This is a genomic window from Nonomuraea monospora (assembly GCF_039531895.1).
Taxonomy (GTDB): Bacteria; Actinomycetota; Actinomycetes; order Streptosporangiales; family Streptosporangiaceae; genus Nonomuraea; species Nonomuraea monospora.
In genome coordinates this window covers 61,703-78,303 of the sequence record NZ_BAAAQX010000021.1, presented here as the reverse complement: position 1 = coordinate 78,303, position 16,601 = coordinate 61,703, and the positions used below count along the sequence as shown (strand labels likewise).

At 71.0% G+C, this 16,601-nt stretch carries 16 protein-coding genes and 1 riboswitch; of the genes, 10 read left to right on the top strand and 6 right to left on the bottom strand.

What is annotated here, in order from left to right; translation table 11 throughout:
- Positions 1–355 precede the first annotated feature (355 nt).
- The 8 genes from clsA (at position 356) to ABD331_RS34440 (ending at position 10,584) form a co-directional block, all read left to right on the top strand.
- On the top strand, positions 356–937 hold the full coding sequence (gene clsA / locus ABD331_RS34475) for a cardiolipin synthase ClsA (RefSeq protein ID WP_148432155.1): 582 nt from the start codon (positions 356–358) through the stop codon (positions 935–937).
- A 4-nt stretch (positions 938–941) separates the two neighbouring features.
- Positions 942–3,458 carry a sugar phosphate nucleotidyltransferase gene (locus ABD331_RS34470; RefSeq protein WP_344484201.1) on the top strand — a complete coding sequence of 839 codons (2,517 nt, stop codon included), beginning with the start codon at positions 942–944 and terminating at the stop codon, positions 3,456–3,458.
- Between the two features lie 267 nt (positions 3,459–3,725).
- A complete protein-coding gene (locus ABD331_RS34465; protein WP_148432157.1) occupies positions 3,726–4,238 on the top strand; it encodes an FHA domain-containing protein in 513 nt (170 codons plus the stop codon).
- A 52-nt stretch (positions 4,239–4,290) separates the two neighbouring features.
- Positions 4,291–4,944 carry a transcriptional regulator FtsR gene (ftsR, locus tag ABD331_RS34460; RefSeq protein WP_222871055.1) on the top strand — a complete coding sequence of 218 codons (654 nt, stop codon included), beginning with the start codon at positions 4,291–4,293 and terminating at the stop codon, positions 4,942–4,944.
- A gap of 132 nt (positions 4,945–5,076) precedes the next feature.
- On the top strand, positions 5,077–5,547 hold the full coding sequence (locus tag ABD331_RS34455) for a bifunctional nuclease family protein (RefSeq protein WP_090771501.1): 471 nt from the start codon (positions 5,077–5,079) through the stop codon (positions 5,545–5,547).
- 147 nt (positions 5,548–5,694) lie between these two features.
- Positions 5,695–6,315 (top strand): MerR family transcriptional regulator, encoded by a 621-nt coding sequence (locus ABD331_RS34450; protein ID WP_148432158.1) that lies wholly within the window; start codon positions 5,695–5,697, stop codon positions 6,313–6,315.
- A 112-nt stretch (positions 6,316–6,427) separates the two neighbouring features.
- A riboswitch (glycine riboswitch) is annotated at positions 6,428–6,524 on the top strand.
- A gap of 182 nt (positions 6,525–6,706) precedes the next feature.
- Positions 6,707–9,535, top strand: coding sequence for an aminomethyl-transferring glycine dehydrogenase (gene gcvP, locus ABD331_RS34445; protein ID WP_344484180.1), 2,829 nt, complete (start codon positions 6,707–6,709; stop codon positions 9,533–9,535).
- Positions 9,536–9,774: 239 nt separating this feature from the next.
- Entirely contained in the window at positions 9,775–10,584 is an 810-nt protein-coding gene (locus ABD331_RS34440) for a tetratricopeptide repeat protein (RefSeq protein WP_344484177.1), read from the top strand.
- Positions 10,585–10,611: 27 nt separating this feature from the next.
- Here the strand turns inward: ABD331_RS34440 and ABD331_RS34435 are convergent, their stop codons facing one another.
- The gene (locus ABD331_RS34435) at positions 10,612–10,953 is read right to left on the bottom strand and encodes a hypothetical protein (protein WP_344484174.1); all 342 of its coding nucleotides are present in this window, start codon (positions 10,951–10,953) and stop codon (positions 10,612–10,614) included.
- Positions 10,954–11,034: 81 nt separating this feature from the next.
- Here ABD331_RS34435 and ABD331_RS34430 point away from each other — a divergent pair, with 81 nt between their 5' ends.
- On the top strand, positions 11,035–11,625 hold the full coding sequence (locus tag ABD331_RS34430) for an alpha/beta hydrolase family protein (protein WP_344484172.1): 591 nt from the start codon (positions 11,035–11,037) through the stop codon (positions 11,623–11,625).
- Positions 11,626–11,936: 311 nt separating this feature from the next.
- Here the strand turns inward: ABD331_RS34430 and ABD331_RS34425 are convergent, their stop codons facing one another.
- Positions 11,937–12,128, bottom strand: coding sequence for a DUF5999 family protein (locus ABD331_RS34425; RefSeq protein ID WP_090931239.1), 192 nt, complete (start codon positions 12,126–12,128; stop codon positions 11,937–11,939).
- Positions 12,129–12,329: 201 nt separating this feature from the next.
- Positions 12,330–12,890 carry a TetR/AcrR family transcriptional regulator C-terminal domain-containing protein gene (locus ABD331_RS34420; RefSeq protein WP_344484162.1) on the bottom strand — a complete coding sequence of 187 codons (561 nt, stop codon included), beginning with the start codon at positions 12,888–12,890 and terminating at the stop codon, positions 12,330–12,332.
- Between the two features lie 137 nt (positions 12,891–13,027).
- On the opposite strand from ABD331_RS34420, the gene ABD331_RS34415 reads away from it, so the two are divergent.
- Entirely contained in the window at positions 13,028–13,405 is a 378-nt protein-coding gene (locus ABD331_RS34415; protein ID WP_344484159.1) for a hypothetical protein, read from the top strand.
- Between the two features lie 78 nt (positions 13,406–13,483).
- Here the strand turns inward: ABD331_RS34415 and ABD331_RS34410 are convergent, their stop codons facing one another.
- From ABD331_RS34410 to ABD331_RS34400, 3 genes are all read right to left on the bottom strand, one after another.
- A complete protein-coding gene (locus tag ABD331_RS34410; protein ID WP_344484156.1) occupies positions 13,484–14,845 on the bottom strand; it encodes an RNA polymerase sigma factor in 1,362 nt (453 codons plus the stop codon).
- Between the two features lie 177 nt (positions 14,846–15,022).
- Positions 15,023–15,376, bottom strand: coding sequence for a hypothetical protein (locus tag ABD331_RS34405; protein ID WP_344484153.1), 354 nt, complete (start codon positions 15,374–15,376; stop codon positions 15,023–15,025).
- A 43-nt stretch (positions 15,377–15,419) separates the two neighbouring features.
- A complete protein-coding gene (locus tag ABD331_RS34400; RefSeq protein ID WP_344484150.1) occupies positions 15,420–16,568 on the bottom strand; it encodes an AMP-binding protein in 1,149 nt (382 codons plus the stop codon).
- Between the last annotated feature and the right edge of the window lie 33 nt (positions 16,569–16,601).

The following is a 16,601-nucleotide window of genomic DNA, read 5'->3' as shown; positions in this document are numbered from 1 at the left end:
CGCGTGTTGCGGCGCAGGGACGGGGCGCGTGCTGCGGCGCAGCTTGCGGAGGCCACCGGGTGTACGGCCTGCGGGGCGGCGAGGCGCTCGGCCGGGGCGCACGGTTCGCGCGAAGGCGGCGAGGCCCCCGGCCTGCGGAGGCCGCAAGGCGCACGGTCTGCGGAGGCCGCAAGGCGCACGGTCTGCGGAGGCCGCAAGGCGCAGGGCCTGCGAGGCGCAAGGCGCAGGGCCGGGGCGCACGGTGCGTGGAGGCGGCGAGGCGTACGGCCTGCGTAAGACCTGGGGTGGGTGGCCTGCGGAAGCGGGGGTGGGAGGCGAGCGCTGCCGCGCAGTTCCACGCAGTAGGGTCTGCTGCGTGAGCGAAACTTCCGCCGAGGACCGGATCTGGACGGTTCCTAACCTGCTGAGCTTCCTGCGCCTCCTGGGCGTCCCCGTGTTCCTCTGGCTGGTTCTCGTGCCTCAGGCCGACGGCTGGGCCATCGGCGTCCTGGCGGTGGCGGGTTTCACGGACTGGCTCGACGGAAAGATCGCTCGGGCGTTCAACCAGACGAGCAAGCTGGGCCGGCTGATCGATCCGGCGGCGGACAAGCTCTACGTGTTCGCGACGATCTTCGCGTTGCTGGTGCGGGAGGTCATCCCGTGGTGGCTGGTGGTGGTCATCCTCGGGCGGGAACTCTTGGTCGCGAGTTTCTTCCCCGTACTTCGCAAATACGGGTATAAGGCACTTCAGGTGCATTTCCTGGGCAAGGCTGCCATGTTCAACCTCATGTACGCCTTCCCTCTCCTCTTCCTTGCCTCCCACACTGGGTGGTATGCCGAAATAGCCCGGATTGTCGGGTGGGCCTTCGCGCTCTGGGGAACGGGCCTGTACTGGTGGGCGGGGGTGCTGTATGTGGTACAGGTGCGCCAACTCGTAACCGCGGCCAAGAAGGGGTGATCGGGTGAAGGCGGTCGTCATGGCGGGCGGGGAGGGCACTCGGCTGCGTCCCATGACCGCCAACCAGCCCAAACCCCTGCTCCCCGTGGCCAACCGCCCGATCATGGAGCACGTGCTGCGCCTGCTCAAGCGGCACGGCGTCACCGAGACGGTGGTGACGCTGCAGTTCCTGGCCGCGCTGGTGCGCAACTACTTCGGCGACGGCGACGAGCTGGGCATGAGCCTCCAGTACGCCACCGAGGACGTCCCGCTCGGCACCGCAGGCAGCGTGAAGAACGCCGCCGACCGCCTCCGCGATGACCGATTTCTGGTGATCTCCGGAGATGCCCTGACGGATATCGATTTATCCGACATGATCCGTTTTCACCGGGAAAATGGGGCTCTCGTTACCATCGGCCTCAAACGGGTGCCGAACCCCCTCGAATTCGGGATCATCATCGTGGACGACGAGGGCCGCGTCCAGCGCTTCCTGGAGAAGCCCACCTGGGGCCAGGTCTTCTCCGACACCGTCAACACCGGCATCTACGTCATGGAACCCGAGGTACTCGACGCCGTCGCCACCGGCGAGCCCGTCGACTGGTCCTCGGACGTCTTCCCCGCCCTCCTGGAGCGCGGCGCCGCCATCTACGGCTACGTCGCCGACGGCTACTGGGAGGACGTCGGCACCCACGACAGCTACCTCAAGGCCCAGGCCGACGCCCTGTCCGGCAAGGTCGAGCTGGACATCGGCGGCTTCGAGCTGTCCCCGGGCGTCTGGGTGGCCGACTCGGCCTCGGTCGACCCCGACGCCGTGCTCAAGGGCCCGCTGCTCATCGGCGACTACGCCAAGGTCGAGGCGGGGGCCGAGCTGCGCGAGTACACCGTGCTCGGCAACAATGCGGTCGTCCGCGAGGGCGCGTTCCTGCACCGCGCGGTCGTCCACGACAACGTCTACCTCGGCCCCGGCGCCCACCTGCGCGGCTGCGTGATCGGCAAGAGCACCGACGTGATGGCGGGCGCCCGCATCGAGGAGAACGCCGTCATCGGCGACGAGTGCGTCATCGAGGCCGAGGCGTACGTCTCCAGCGGCGTGAAGGTCTACCCGTTCAAGACCATCGAGGCCGGCGCGGTCGTCAACACCAGCGTCATCTGGGAGTCGCGCGGCCAGCGCAACCTGTTCGGCCCGCGCGGCGTCAGCGGCCTGGTCAACGTCGAGATCACCGCCGAGCTGTGCGTGCGCCTGGCCAGCGCGTACGCCACCACCCTGCGCAAGGGCGAGTACGTGGTCACCTCCCGCGACTGCTCCCTGGCCGCCAGGGCGCTGAAGCGGGCCGTCATCGGCGCGCTCACCGCGGGCGCCATCAACGTCCTCGACCTGGAGGCCGCCCCGCTGCCTGTCACCCGCTTCCACACCGCGCGCGAGTCGGCCGCCGGCGGCATCGCGCTGCGCACCACCCCCGGCGACCCGCAGAGCGTCGACATCGTCATCATGGACGACCGCGGCGCCGACCTGCCGCCGGCCGCCCAGCGCAAGCTGGAGCGGGTCTTCTCCCGGCAGGAGTTCCGCCGCGCGTTCCCCGGCGAGATCGCCGAGCTGGCCTTCCCGGCCAGGGCGCTCGAGGACTACAGCCACGAGCTGCTGCGCAACGTCGGCGTCGGCGGCGTGCGGGACATGAAGGTGGTCGTGGACTGCGCGGGCGGCACCTCCTCGCTGGTGTTGCCCACGCTGCTCGGCCGGGTCGGGGTGGAGGTGCTCACCGTCAACGCCCGCCTCGACGACGTCTCGCCCACCGAGACGCTGGCGGAGCGCCGCCGCGACCTGCAACGCCTGTCGGAGCTGGTCAGCAGCTCGCGGGCGGCGTTCGGCGTGCGGTTCGACCCGGTCGGCGAGCGCATCGCCCTGGTGGACGAGAAGGGCCAGCTCATCAGCGAGGAACGGGCCCTGCTCGTCGTGCTCGACCTGGTCGCCGCCGAGCGCAGGGGCGGGCAGGTGGCGCTGCCGGTCACCACGACGCGCGTCGCCGAGCAGGTGTGCCGCTTCCACGGCGTGCAGGTGCAGTGGACCTCCACCGCGCTGGACGCCCTCACCTCGGCCGCGGCCGGCCCCGACATGATCTTCGCGGCGGACGGGCGCGGCGGCTTCGTGGTGCCGGAGTTCAGCCCCGCGATCGACGGGATGGCCGCGTTCATCCGCCTGCTCGGCCTGGTCGCCCGCACCCGCCTGTCGCTCAGCCAGATCGACGCCAGGATCCCCGAGGTCAAGCTGCTCAAGCGGACCGTGCCCACGCCGTGGGCGGCCAAGGGCGCCGTCATGCGCTCGGTCATCGAGGCTGCCGAGTCCGCGGTCCAGCAGGGGGAGCAGGGGCGTCGCATCGACACCACCGACGGTGTGCGGGTGGCTTACGACGACGGGAGCTGGGTGCTGGTGCTGCCCGCCGCCGCCGAGCCCGTCACCGACCTGTGGGCCGAGGCGGGCGACATGGACGGCGCCCAGGCGCTGATCGAACGCTGGGCCCGGATCGTGGAACAGGCCGCGGGGTGATAGCGTCACACGCTGTGATCGGAAAGGGTTTACCGGAGATGTGCCCAGGGAGTGCCGCAAGATCGTAATGTAGAAACGCGCGGCGGCATGGACCACGGGGCGGGGGCGGCGGTAACTTTGTCTGCGTCCAAACCAACGTGCAGCGCCCCGCCTTGACCTTTGCCGCTGATCAGCGTAAGTTGCGGCATTCGCAAACTTGAAAAAGCGAAGCGAGGCGCGCCCTGAGCACCGTCGCCGCGTCTTCGCGGTAGGAGGCCGAGCCGATCGATGCCGAGCGTCTACTGCACGCAGTGCGGGCACGCCAACCCCGAGGATGCCCGTTTCTGTTCCCGCTGTGGGTCACCGCTGACCAGACCCGAGGTCTCCGGGGATACCACATCGACGATCTCCGTCGCGGGAATCGAGGCGTACGAGGCTGAGACAGGCGACATGCTCCTGGCCGAGCGGGCGCTGGTCGAGCAGTTGCCGCCGGGAACGGCGTTGCTCACGGTGACCAGGGGTCCCAACCAGGGCAGCCGCTACCGGCTCGACAAGGACCTGACCACTACCGGCCGGCACCCCGAGAGCGACATCTTCCTCGACGACATCACGGTCTCCCGCCGGCACGTCGAGTTCTACCGCCTGCGCGGCGGCCAGTTCTCCGTGCGTGACGTGGGCAGCCTCAACGGCACCTACGTCAACAGGGAGCGCATCGAGGAGGTCCCCCTGCACTCCGGGGACGAGGTGCAGATCGGCAAGTTCCGCCTCCTGTTCCTGATGCGGGGCAACTCCGGCGTATGAGCGGGTGCGGTGAGCGACTCACGGTGACGGGCGGCCGTCCGCGGGAGGCGGTATGAGTTCACAGGCTGCGCGCTCGCACATGAGCATCGGGGAGGTGCTCGCCCTGCTGCAGGGCGAGTTCCCCGACGTGACGATCTCCAAGATCAGGTTCTTGGAGGGCGAGGGCCTGATCGAGCCCGAGCGCAGCCCGTCCGGCTACCGCAAGTTCACGCACCTGCACGTCGAGCAGCTCCGCTTCATCCTCACCGAGCAGCGTGACCACTACCTGCCGCTGCGGGTGATCAAGGACAGGATGGCCGAGAGCTTCGGCCGCCCGCGCGCCCTGCAGCAGACGCAGGAGATCAGGCTCAGCAGGGCCGAGCTGCTGGAGGCCGCCGCGATCGACGAGGAGACCCTCGCCGAGCTGGAGGACTACGGCCTGCTGGCGCCGGTGGCCAGGCGTTACGACGAGGAGGCGCTCAAGGTGGCCCGCACCGTGGGCGCCCTGGCCCGTTTCGGCCTGCACGCCCGCCATCTGCGGGCGGTAAAGGCGGCGGCCGAGCGGGAGGCCGGGCTCGTCGAGCAGACGGTCGCGCCCATACTCAAACGGCGCCGCCCGGGAGCCATCGGCGAGGCCGACGAGGTCGCCAGAGAGCTGTCCACTCTGCTGCTCGACCTGCACGCATCCCTTGTGCGCACGGGTGTCCGATCGGTCCTGGGACGTTGAGACCGTAGCGAGCTGGGAGGCGGAGGCACATTCCAGGCCCCCCGGGTGTTACGTTGAATTGCGAAGCCAAGTCAGCAGAAGCGATGATCGAAGAGCTGTGCCGGGTGACCGGTCAGGAATACGGAGCAGCCCGTGTTGCAGATGGAGGTCGTGGGCGTTCGAGTAGAAATGCCCACTAATCAGCCGATCGTCTTGCTCAAGGAGGCACACGGGGAGCGGTTCCTTCCTATATGGATTGGCATGACCGAGGCCACGGCCATCGCGCTGGCACAGGCGGAGGAGCCTCCGCCGCGGCCGCTCACCCATGATCTCTTCCGTGACGTGCTGAGCGCGCTGGGCGTCGGCCTGCGCGCCGTCAACATCGTCGCTCTGCGCGACGGCATCTTCTTCGCCGATCTGGTGTTCTCCAACGGCGTGGAGGTGAGCGCCCGTCCCTCCGACTCGATCGCGCTCGCCCTGCGCACCGGGGCCCGCATCTTCGCCAGTGAGGAGGTCGTCCAGGAGGCCGGAGTGATCATCCCGGACGACCAGGAGGACGAGGTGGAGAAGTTCAGGGAGTTCCTTGACACGATCACTCCCGAAGACTTCGGCAGGGCGGGGTAGGTATTTCAGTGCATTTACGCTTCACGACGCGCCGAGCCGGATCGTTGACTGAGCATGGTCACGGTCCTACGGTGCAAGTGAAACCCGTGGTCGCCCTTTATGAACCCCCAGATCAGGCCACGGGATGAGAGAAAGCCGGAGGTCCGCGTGGCGGTCAGCAGCGGCGAGGGAAAGACGGCCGGCCAGGAAGATCCGGTGCGGCGCGAGAGCGCGCGGCAGCGTGCCGGGGAGCAGGGTCTGCTCTTCGACGAGCAGCCGACGGCGCTGCCGGGCGACATCGGATACCGCGGGCCGACGGCCTGCGCCGCGGCCGGCATCACCTACAGGCAGCTCGACTACTGGGCGCGCACGGGCCTGGTTGAGCCCACGATAAGGGCGGCGCACGGGTCGGGCTCCCAGCGGCTCTACAGCTTCCGCGACATCCTGGTGCTCAAGGTCGTCAAGCGGCTCCTCGACACCGGGGTGTCGCTGCAGCAGATCCGTACGGCGGTGCAGCACCTGCGTGACCGCGGGGTCGCCGACCTCGCGCAGATCACGCTGATGAGCGACGGCGTGAGCGTGTACGAGTGCACCTCCGCCGACGAGGTGATCGATCTGCTCCAAGGCGGCCAGGGCGTGTTCGGCATCGCGCTCGGCCGGGTCTGGCGGGAAGTCGAGGGGTCGCTCGCGGAGCTGCCGGGGGAACGCGCGGCGGTCGAGGACACCGTCCCGGCCGACCATCCCGCTGACGAGCTGGCCCGCAGGCGCCGCGCGCGCCGCACCGGCTGACCTTCCCCGAGCTGTACTTCGTCCGTGCGCTCCTGCGGTGCGCCGGTGGCCGGAAGCGGTCCGGTGAGCCGTCATCCGGGCCCGGCGTAGTAATCTAGGACAGCAAGGCTGACGACCCCGTGCGGGAGAGTCCCCGGGCACTGGTTCCGGGGCGCCGAAGGAGCAACCCTCCCCGGAATCTCTCAGGCATCCAGTACCGCTCGGGTGAGGCAACTCTGGAAAGCAGGCGCACCCGCCAGGCGCGCCTCACCGACGGTGCAAGCCCCACCGGGGGTGAAGCTCTCAGGTCGTGGCGCCGCCGCACATCGCGGGGCCGCGCTGACAGAGGGGGAGATCCGGCACTCGTCCGCGCCCTGGCGCCGGTCTCCATACGCCTCGGGAGGCACACCCCATGACCGATCTGTCAGCTCCGCCGTTCTCGTCCAGGCACATCGGCCCCTCTGAGCCCGACCAGCAGCGCATGCTCGAGGCCGTGGGCTTCGAATCCGTCGCGGACCTGGTGGCGGTGGCCGTCCCCGAGGCGATCAGGGCCAAGGACAAGCTCAAGCTGCCCGCCGCGATCGGCGAGGCCGAGGCCATCGCCGAGCTGCGCGCCCTGGCCGGGCGCAACCGCGTGCTCACCTCCATGATCGGCCTCGGCTACTACGACACCGTCACGCCCGGCGTCATCCGCCGCAACCTGCTGGAGAACCCGGGCTGGTACACCGCCTACACGCCGTACCAGCCGGAGATCTCGCAGGGCCGCCTGGAGGCGCTGCTGAACTTCCAGACGGTCGTCTCCGACCTCACCGGCCTGGCCGTCTCCGGCGCGTCGCTGCTGGACGAGGGCACCGCCGCGGCCGAGGCCATGACGCTGGCCCGCAGGGCGGGCAAGTCGAAGAGCGACGTGTTCGTGGTGGACGCCGACGCGCTGCCGCAGACCAAGGCGGTGCTGGCCACCAGGGCCGAGCCGCTCGGCATCACGCTCGTGGAGCACGACCTGGAGGGCGAGCTGCCCGAGTGCTTCGGCCTGCTCGTGCAGTACCCCGGCGCGTCCGGCCGGCTGCGTGACTTCCGCGCCGTGGCCGCCGCCGCGCACGAGGCCGGCGCGCTCGTCGTGGCCGCCGCCGACCTGCTCGCCCTGACGCTGGTCGCCGCGCCCGGCGAGCTGGGCGCCGACATCGCCATCGGCTCCTCGCAGCGCTTCGGGGTGCCGTTCGGGTTCGGCGGGCCGCACGCCGCCTACATGTCCGTACGCGAGGGCCTGCAGCGGCAGCTTCCCGGCCGCCTCGTCGGCGTGTCCGTGGACGCCGACGGCGACCCCGCCTACCGCCTGGCCCTGCAGACCCGCGAGCAGCACATCCGCCGCGAGAAGGCCACCAGCAACATCTGCACCGCCCAGGTGCTGCTCGCCGTCATCGCGAGCATGTACGCCGTCTACCACGGCCCCGAGGGCCTGCGCGGCATCGCGCACCGCGTGCACCGCCACGCCACCGCCCTGGCCGAGGGGCTGCGCGGCGGCGGCGTGGAGGTCGTGCACGGCGAGTTCTTCGACACCGTGCTGGCCCGCGTGCCCGGCAGGGCCGCCGCCGTCGTGGCCGCCGCCGCCGAGCGGGGCGTCAACCTCTGGCGGGTGGACGACGACCACGTCTCCGTCGCCTGCGACGAGAAGACCGGCGCCGCCGAGCTGGCCGGGGTGTGGGCGGCGTTCGGCGTCAGCGCCGGCCTCGCCCCCGAGGACGCCCCCGACGCGCTGCCCGACGGCCTGCTGCGCGAGAGCCCGTACCTGACCCACCCGGTCTTCCACAGCCACCGCTCCGAGACCGCGATGCTCCGCTACCTGCGCAGGCTGCAGGACAAGGACATCGCGCTGGACCGCTCGATGATCCCGCTCGGCTCCTGCACGATGAAGCTGAACGCGACCACCGAGATGGAGCCCATCACCTGGCCCGAGTTCGCCGCCGTGCACCCGTACGCGCCCGACGACCAGGCCGAGGGCTACCGCGAGCTGATCGGCACGCTGGAGGGCTGGCTGGCCGAGGTGACCGGCTACGACGCCGTCTCCATCCAGCCGAACGCCGGCTCCCAGGGCGAGTTCGCCGGGCTGCTGGCCATCCGCGCCTACCACCGCGCCAACGGGCAGGGCGAGCGCGACGTGTGCCTCATCCCGTCCTCCGCGCACGGCACGAACGCCGCCAGCGCCGTCATGGCCGGCATGCGCGTCGTGGTCGTGGCCTGCGACGACGACGGCAACGTGGACCTGGCCGACCTCGACGCCAAGATCGAGAAGCACCGTGACGCGCTGTCGGCGATCATGGTGACGTACCCGTCCACGCACGGCGTGTACGAGGAGACGATCACCGAGGTGTGCGCCAAGGTGCACGACGCCGGCGGCCAGGTGTACGTCGACGGCGCCAACCTCAACGCGCTGGTCGGGCTGGCCAAGCCGGGAGAGTTCGGCGCCGACGTCTCGCACCTCAACCTGCACAAGACGTTCTGCATCCCGCACGGCGGCGGCGGCCCCGGCGTCGGCCCGGTCGCCGTCCGCGCCCACCTGGCCGCCTACCTGCCCGGTCACCCGCTGCACAACGGCACCCCCGTCGGCCCCGTCTCCGCGGCCCCCTACGGCTCGGCGGGCATCCTGCCGATCTCGTGGGCGTACGTCAGGATGATGGGCGCGGAGGGCCTCACCGCCGCCACCGAGCAGGCCATCCTGTCGGCCAACTACCTGGCCAGGCGGCTCGCCCCGCACTACCCGGTGCTCTACACGGGCCGCGGCGGCCTGGTGGCGCACGAGTGCATCGTCGACCTGCGGCAGATCACCAAGGAGACCGGCGTCACCGTGGACGACGTGGCCAAGCGCCTCATCGACTACGGCTTCCACGCGCCGACCATGTCGTTCCCCGTGGCCGGCACCCTGATGATCGAGCCGACCGAGAGCGAGGACCTGAACGAGCTCGACCGGTTCGTCGACGCCATGGTCGCCATCCGCGGCGAGATCGCCAAGGTGGCCTCCGGCGAGTACGACAAGACAGACAACCCGCTGCGCAACGCGCCGCACACGGCCGAGTCCGTCAGCGCCGACGAGTGGCCGCACCCGTACGCGCGCTCCGAGGCCGCCTACCCGCTGCCGTCGCTGCGGGAGAACAAGTACTGGGTGCCGGTGCGCCGCATCGACCAGGCCTACGGCGACCGCAACCTGGTGTGCTCCTGCCCGCCCCTTGAGGCGTACGAGGACTGATCCCCCGACCGGCCTCCTGAGGGCTCGCCCTTGAGGCGCGGCCCGACACGCGCGGGGCGCGGACTGCGCGCCCCGCTTCGCCGGGCTTGTCCGGGAACGCGTTCGAGCAGGTCCCGGACCGCGCACCGCGCCTTTCCTGGGCGGGATCCCGGGTGCCGCCAGTCCTTCGGCGTCAAGTGAGCAGACATGATCGCCGTTAGTCGTTAGGCTCGGTGCGACCGTCGCCACAAGGAGCTCTCTTGACGTCCTCAGATCTGGAGACCCCGCCCCTCGACACCGCCCGCAGGCTGGCCGAACGCGGCGACCTCGCCGCCGCCGCCCGCATCCTGGGCGAGCTGGCCGCCGACCCCGAGGGGCCCGACAGGGCGCAGGCCGCGGTGGGCCTGGCCGTGGTGCTCGAACAGCGCGGCGACGCCGAGGGCGCCAGGGCCGCCGCCAGGACGGCGCTGGCCACCGGCCACCCCGAGTACGCCGCCCAGGCCGCCTGCCACCTCGCCCAGGGCTTCGAACGCGAGGGCCGCGACGAGCAGGCCAGAGCCGCCTGGCAGGCCGTGCTGGGGGTCGGCACCGCCGCGTACGTGCCGCTGGCCCACCTCGCGCTGGGCCGTCTGGCCGTCAGGGGCGAGCAGCTCGACGAGGCGGAGAAGGAGTTCCGCGCCGCCATCGACACCGGCGCGGAGAACGGCGAGGAACGCCTCGGCGCGCACGCCGCGGCTGAGCTGGCCGAGCTGATGCTGGAGCACGGCGAGCCGGGAGCGGCGGCCGAGGTGCTGCTGGACGCGCTGGACTTCGCCCCCGGCGACGAGGTGCCGGGGCTGCGGGTGCAGCTCGGCATCGCGCATCTGGAGCTGGCCTGCGCCGAGTTCGCCGAGAGCGTCGAGGGCGGGGCCGACTCCCAGACGGGGGCGCTGGCCATCGAGCTGCTCGCCCGCACGCTGCCGCTGCGCGGGCGCGCCGAGGACGCCGACCGGGTGTGGTCGTACGGGCTGGAGCACGAGGACGAGACGCTGGCCGCCGAGGTGCGGCTGCGCTACCACCGCGACGCCTGAGCCTCCGCTTGCTTGCCGCGTCCGGGATCAGGACCTGCGCATGATCGCCACGGCGGCGGCCACGTTGATCACCACGATCGCCAGCCACGCCACCAGCAGCCCTTCACTCCCGGCGCTGGCCGCGATGGCCGTCAGCGGCACGCCGATGCCCAGCGAGCCCAGCACGATCGGCACCATGGGCGCGCTCGGGTGGCGGCGCTTGGCCCGCACCGGGCCGGCGTGATCCAGCTCGGCCCGGACGCGCGCGGCGATCGTGACGTCGAGACGCTCCACGAACGAGTCGATCAGCGCGGTTTCGTACTCCGGGCCCAGATCGCGGCGCGCGTCGAGCGTGGCCTGCAGATCATCCCGGAGGCGTTTGTCTGGCATGAGGAAATCATCCCCGCCGCACGGCACGCCGTCATCCGCCCTGAGGGCTAACGGCCACTCCTCCCCAGGTACGGTGCTGCCATGCAGGTGACGACGCCGCGAGGGCCGGCGCTGGTGGAGATCGACGAGGCCGCGGACCCGCGGCTGCTGCTGGTGCTGACCCACGGCTCGGCCGGGGGAGTGGACGCTCCCGACCTGCTGGCCGTGCGCGACGCCGCCCTCGTGGCCGGGGCCAGCGTGGCCAGGGTGACGCAGGCGTTCAGGCTGGCGGGGGCGCGGGCGCCCGGCTCGCCGGTCAAGCAGGACGAGGCCTGGGAGATCGTCCTGCGCGAGCTGCGCGCCGATCGGCCCGGGTTGCCGCTGGTGCAGGGCGGGCGGAGCAACGGGGCGCGGGTGGCGTGCCGCACGGCCAAGGCGGTCGGCGCGGCGGCCGTGGTGGCGCTGGCCTTTCCGCTGCACCCGCCGGGGCGGCCCGAGCGGTCGCGGGCGGAGGAGCTGCGCGGTGCCGGGGTGGACGTGCTGGTGGTGAACGGGGATCGTGATCCGTTCGGGATCCCGGACGCGGCGGACGCGGCGCGGCTGGTGGTGTTGCCGGGGGAGAATCACGATCTCAAGCGCGAACCTGCCAAGGTGGGCGGGATCGTCGCCGAATGGATCATGCGTTACGCGTAGCCGTCGCCACCGGTCCGGCGGCTTCCGCTACGGAGAGCGGCCGGCCGCGAGGGCGGGGCGTCCAAGGCGGGCGCCGGCGGCGAGGGCTGCACGCCCGGTGCGTGCCGGGGCTTCTCGCGGGATGCGGGGCGGGAGATTCCGCCCTCCGCGTGGCGAGGTGACGCTGTGTGGCTTCTCGCCCTCCGCCTGACGAGGGCTGCTCGCGCGGTACGCGGCGAGAGCGCGGGTGGTGAGGCCGGGGCGAGAGCGCTGTGTACAGGGCCGGGCGGAAGGCGCGCGGCCGGGCCGGGCGAGGGTGCTCGCCCTGTCGGTCAGGCGGCCCCGACCACGGGCCGGTGCGGAGCGATGACGGTGCCGCTGGGCAGCAGCTCACCGGTGTCCTCGAACAGGACGACTCCGTTGCAGAGCAAACTCCACCCCTGCTCGGGGTGGCAGGCGAGGGTGCGTGCCGCCTCGCGGTCTGGCGCCTCGGCATCCGGACAGGCCGGGTCGTGCGGGCACATCGGCGTGCCTCCGATATCTCGTGGGATGCTCCCGTTGTGGAGGGGCGGGAGCCTGCTCGGGTAGTTGTGCTGGCAAGTGTGTTACGTACGTCACTCGTTCCGACATAGCCCTTTCGGACTGTTACAGGAGGATCCCCGGATCGTGTGACCTTCGACACAGCGTGCCTTATGCAGGATAACGGTCCAAGCGCGACACGCGCATCACGTTTGCAATCCCTTGAGAAGAGCGTCGAGTCCGCGCTCGAAGTCCACATCGGCTCTTTCGTCCCGCCTGACCCATTCATCGACCTCCGGGTCGGCCCAGCCCGACTGCTGGACCTCGACCGCGACGCTGCCGAACACGAAGGCCCGCAACGCCCGTACGGCCTCAGGGGCGTCCCCCAGGCCCCCGTCGGAGAGCTGCTCGACCTGCTCCCTGATGGCGAGGGCCGTGGCGCCCTTGGGCGGTTTGGTGAGCGCCAGCGCCAGCACGCCGGGATGGTCGCGCAGCAGCTCCCTGCTGGCCCTGCACCACGCCTTGGCCGTCTCCTGCCAGGAGGGGCCCTGCTCGACGTGCACGGCCGTGACGTGCTCGGCCAGGGCGTCCATCAGCGCCTCCTTGCCGCGCGGCAGGTGGTGGTAGATGGCCATCGCCTCCACCTGGAGGGCGTCGCCCAGCCTGCGCATGGTGAGCCGGCGCAGGCCCTGGCTGTCGGCGATGTGGAGCGCGGCCTCGATGATGCGCTCGCGGGACAGGGGCACGGGCGGTCGCTTGGCGGGCATGGTGATCATCTTACTATGTAAAGGCGCTCGCTCCGGGGCGATTTCCGCCCGTGTCGCGGGACGGCGTACGCTAGGCGGTTGAACCAGTACCGACAGCGTTTGAAAGGGCCGGGTCGATGGCGTTTTTCCGTCCGCGGGTGAGCCGGGAGGCAGAGGTCCGCTACCACGCGGACCAGGAGATCTCCAAGAGCTTCCCCGACCTCCTCGAGAAGGCCAGGCAGGCCGAGCAGATCGTGCGTGACCTGCGGGCCGGCGCGGCCGACGAGCTGGAGCTGCTGGCCGCGGGGCGGGCGTTCGACCACGCCCTGACGGAGGCGCTCAGGGCCGCCGAGGCGGGGCAGCGGGCCACGTTCGGCGTGAAGGCCTACGACGACCGGATCGCGCGGCGCAAGGCCAAGGCGACGCCCGCCGGGGCCATGTGGACGTCCGAGGTGGAGCGGCTGCGCACGCTGCGCGAGGACAACCGGATGTGGGGGATCCCCCGGATTCCGCGTCCGCTGCCCGCCACCGCCTGAGCGGCTGGTCAGGAGCGGAAGCACCGGCGGCCACCCCGTACGGAAGAACCCCGGCATCCTCATGCCGGGGTTCTCGTGTCAGCTCGCCCAGTCGAGCAGCGGCCGGGTGTTGCTCGGGTGCCGCAGCTTGGACAGCGACTCCTTCTCGAGCTGCCGGATCCGCTCCCGGGTCAGCCCCAGGTGCTTGCCGATCTCGTCCAGCGTGTGCGGCTTGCCGTCGACCAGCCCGAACCGCAGCGCCATGATCTTCGACTCGCGCGGCGACAGGTTGTCGAGCACGCCACGGAGCTGGTCGCCCAGGAGCTGGCGGTCGACGATCTCGGACGCCTCGGGGGAGTCGACGTCCTCGATGAGGTCGCCGATCGTGGTCTCCCCGTCCTCGCCGATGGTCGCGTTCAGCGAGATCGGCTGGCGGCTGGTGCGCAGCAGCTCCTCGATCTGGTCCGGCGTCTTGTCCAGCTCGACGGCCAGTTCCTCGGGCGTGGGCTCGCGGCCCAGCCGCTGGTGCATGTCGCGCTCGACCCGTGACAGCTTGGAGAGCATCTCCAGCACGTGCACGGGCAGCCGGATCGTGCGGGCCGAGTCGGCGAAGCCGCGCTGTATGGCCTGCCGGATCCACCACATGGCGTAGGTGGAGAACTTGAAGCCCTTGGTGTAGTCGAACTTCTCCACGGCCCTGATGAGGCCCAGGTTGCCCTCCTGGACGACGTCCAGCAGCGACATCCCGCGGTCGGTGTACTTCTTGGCGACCGAGACCACGAGCCGCAGGTTGGCCTCCAGCATGTGGTCCTTGGCCTGCCGGCCGTCCTCGACCACCAGGTGCAGGTCCTCCTGCGCGGCGGGCGACAGGTCGGGGTGGGTCTCCAGCTTGTACTCGGCGTACAGGCCGGCCTCGATCCGCCTGGCCAGCTCGACCTCCTGGGCGGCGGTGAGCAGGGTGCGGCGGCCGATGGACTTGAGGTAGGTGTGCACCGAGTCGCCCATGACGGACTGCGTGTCGTCCAGGTCGAGCGGCTCGCTCTCGAGCTCGGCGTCCTCGCTCATGACGAGGTCGTCGGGCACGTCCTCCTCGTGTTCCGGCTTGGTCTCGGACGGCGTCACGGCCTTGCCGGCGGCGGTCGTCCGGGCGGTCGCGGAAGTTTTTGCCTCGGCGGGCTTGCGGCCGGTAGTCTTTGCCCGCGAGGTCGTCTTCTTGGCGGTGGGCGACTTTCTCTGGGTCTTCTTCGAGGCGGTGGTGCCGAGAGACGGCTCACCTTCGGCGGCCAGGCTCACGCCGGCCTCTGACAGCTCGCGCAGTATCGTGCGGCCTTCAGAGGGGCTGATGCCGGCCTCGGCGAACGCGTCACGCAGCTCGGCCAGAGAAAGGTGACCCTGGTCTCGCCCTCGTTCAATCAGTTGGTCGAGAGTTGCGGGTGGGGTCGCCACGGCGGTTCTGGGCATGAGGACACCTCCTCCGTACGGAGTGGAAGCGATCAGGCAGGTTGTGGTGGGGCGGTTTCGCGTCCGCACGGCGCACCAGTATCAATAACGCCAATCGCCGTCATTTGTTCCCGTACGCCCCTGCGGGAGGAAAAAGGGGCGGATCGCCCCATATGCGAAACCGCCCCAGGGCTCGGTCTATTCCGGCTGCCCGTCCGTCTGCCCGGCGTCTCCGGGGCGGACCTCGACGTCACCGGTGCCGACCTCGAACTGGCCGGGCGTCACCTCGGGCATCGGCATGGGCTCGGCGCCCTCCATGCGCTCGTCCGTCCAGTACTCGATGACCTCGCGGGGGTCGGGGTTGACCTCGGTGGACACCACGATGTCAGGGGTCGGCTCACCGGACGGCGGCGCCTTCTCCACCACGGCCCGGGTCTCCCTCGCGACCTGGTTGAGCTTGCCCGCCGAGGCGGCCGCCGCGACTGAGGCGCCCCCGACGACGATGACGCCGACGACGACCGCGGATGCCCACATCTTGCGGGTCTGGTCCATGAAGGCTCCCTCCTTCTCCCCAATTTGACGCAGCCGCAACTCGTCAGGTTCCTGTCCTCAGCCGCATCAGATCGGTCTTGCCGTTCGGGAGCAGCGGCAGCCGGGAGACGAACCGCAGCTCGCGCGGGGCGGCATGAGGGGGAAGCCTATCGCGGCAATACGCCCTCAATTGCGAAAGCGTGAGGGGTGTGTCGGGGTTGGCGGGGACGACGATGGCGGTGACCAGCTCGCCCCATTCGGGATCCGGCGTGCCGATCACCGCCGCGTCGGCGATCTCCGGGTGGGCGCACAACACGTCCGTCACGGCGCCGGCCACGACCTTCTCGCCGCCCGTGTTGATCACGTCGTCGGCCCTGCCCAGCACGCGCAGCCGCCCTTCGCGCAGCTCGCCCAGGTCGGAGGTGACGAACCAGCCGCCGTCGAACGGGCCGGCGGGCACGCCGAAGCGGTAACCGGAGAACAGCACCGGGCCCGCGATCCTGATCAGGCCGTCCTCGCCGATCTTGACGTCCACGTCCTGCAGCGGCCTGCCGTCGTAGACGCAGCCGCCGCTCGTCTCGCTCGACCCGTACGTCGTCACGATCCGCGCGCCCCGCGCCCTGGCGCGTTCCAGCAGGCCGGGACGGGCCGCGGCGCCGCCCAGCACGATCGTCCTGAACACCGACAGGTCCGCCCCCGCCTCGACCAGCCGGTGAAGCTGCGTGGGCACGAGCGAGACGTGATCGGCGCCCGAACGCAGCACCGCCCCGGGGTCGAACGCGGCGTGGATGATCGGCTCGCTGCCCGACAGCAGCGCGCGTACCAGGACCTGGAGGCCGGACACGTGCGAGACGGGCAGGCAGCACAGCCAGCGCTCACCCTCCGCCGCCTCCACCCGGCGCAGCGAGGCCGCCGCCGAGGCGCGCAGGGCGGCGGCGGACAGCATCACCCCCTTGGGGGCGCCGGTGCTGCCGCTGGTGGCGATCACCACCGCCACCTCGCCGGGGACGCCCTCGCCGCCGTCGCGCGGGACGCCGTCGAGACGCGTGGGACGCAGGGCGGCCAGCGCGGGCTCCGCGTGGCCGGGGGACAGCGGGAGGACGGCGGGCCCGTCGCCGGACAGGGCGTCGCGCACCGCCGTGAACAGGGCAGGTCCCGGAGGCTGCACAATGGCATGCAGCGGACGGTCCGGATGCGACGGGTTCCTCCACATGCTCGTAAGGTTAATGGCGACAGGTCGGACAGC

What these genes read in the sequence shown, in the direction of transcription:
- ABD331_RS34465 (WP_148432157.1), top strand. Translation starts at nt 3,726, where the DNA reads ATGCCGAGCGTCTACTGCACGCAGTGCGGGCACGCCAACCCCGAGGAT.
- ftsR (WP_222871055.1), top strand. Translation starts at nt 4,291, where the DNA reads ATGAGTTCACAGGCTGCGCGCTCGCACATGAGCATCGGGGAGGTGCTC.
- gcvP (WP_344484180.1), top strand. Translation starts at nt 6,707, where the DNA reads ATGACCGATCTGTCAGCTCCGCCGTTCTCGTCCAGGCACATCGGCCCC.
- ABD331_RS34435 (WP_344484174.1), bottom strand. Translation starts at nt 10,953, where the DNA reads ATGCCAGACAAACGCCTCCGGGATGATCTGCAGGCCACGCTCGACGCG.
- ABD331_RS34430 (WP_344484172.1), top strand. Translation starts at nt 11,035, where the DNA reads ATGCAGGTGACGACGCCGCGAGGGCCGGCGCTGGTGGAGATCGACGAG.
- ABD331_RS34425 (WP_090931239.1), bottom strand. Translation starts at nt 12,128, where the DNA reads ATGTGCCCGCACGACCCGGCCTGTCCGGATGCCGAGGCGCCAGACCGC.
- ABD331_RS34420 (WP_344484162.1), bottom strand. Translation starts at nt 12,890, where the DNA reads ATGCCCGCCAAGCGACCGCCCGTGCCCCTGTCCCGCGAGCGCATCATC.
- ABD331_RS34410 (WP_344484156.1), bottom strand. Translation starts at nt 14,845, where the DNA reads ATGCCCAGAACCGCCGTGGCGACCCCACCCGCAACTCTCGACCAACTG.
- ABD331_RS34405 (WP_344484153.1), bottom strand. Translation starts at nt 15,376, where the DNA reads ATGGACCAGACCCGCAAGATGTGGGCATCCGCGGTCGTCGTCGGCGTC.
- ABD331_RS34400 (WP_344484150.1), bottom strand. Translation starts at nt 16,568, where the DNA reads ATGTGGAGGAACCCGTCGCATCCGGACCGTCCGCTGCATGCCATTGTG.